Annotated in this window: 2 tRNA genes and 1 rRNA gene; all 3 read left to right on the forward strand. The window is 43.8% G+C overall.

The features are described from left to right. Positions 1-64, forward strand: a 16S ribosomal RNA gene (locus R7R24_RS27445); the annotation flags it as partial. A 66-nt stretch (positions 65-130) separates the two neighbouring features. Beyond that, positions 131-207 (forward strand) — tRNA-Ile (locus R7R24_RS27450). 42 nt (positions 208-249) lie between these two features. Continuing rightward, a tRNA-Ala gene (locus R7R24_RS27455) sits at positions 250-325 on the forward strand. Positions 326-664: the final 339 nt, after the last annotated feature.

The raw sequence follows: 664 nt of genomic DNA on the forward strand, positions 1-664 counted from the left end.
CATGACTGGGGTGAAGTCGTAACAAGGTAGCGCTAGGGGAACCTGGCGCTGGATCACCTCCTTAAACGATGATTATTGCGATGAGTGTTCACACAGATTGATACGGTTTATAAAGTAAAGAGACGATACTGGGTCTGTAGCTCAGGTGGTTAGAGCGTTCGCCTGATAAGCGAGAGGTCGGTGGTTCGAGTCCACTCAGACCCACCAATTTCTTTCCCAAGAAATTGGCGACAGTATCGACACCTTGATGGGGCTATAGCTCAGCTGGGAGAGCGCCTGCCTTGCACGCAGGAGGTCTGCGGTTCGATCCCGCATAGCTCCACCATCTTTAAGTGTTCTTGAAAAAGAATCTTTAAAAATGGTTTTCATCAGAAAATCTAGCTCTTTAACAATTTGGAAAGCTGACAAAACAACAATTTATTGTTGTTTGTAAAGTTCTCAATGTTTGTCTTTATGACAAACACCAAAAAACACATTCAAGTGTTCTTGGGAATATCACTTTTATAGTGATTATTCGAAATTGAGTCCGGCAAAATCGAATGTCTCTCGCTCATTCAAATAATGAGAGACAACTTTGGTGACTTGTTCATCAACTCGAAACTCCTTCGGGTTGTATGGTTAAGTGACTAAGCGTACACGGTGGATGCCTTGGCAGTCAGAGGCG

The organism is Vibrio sp. 704, from assembly GCF_033339295.1.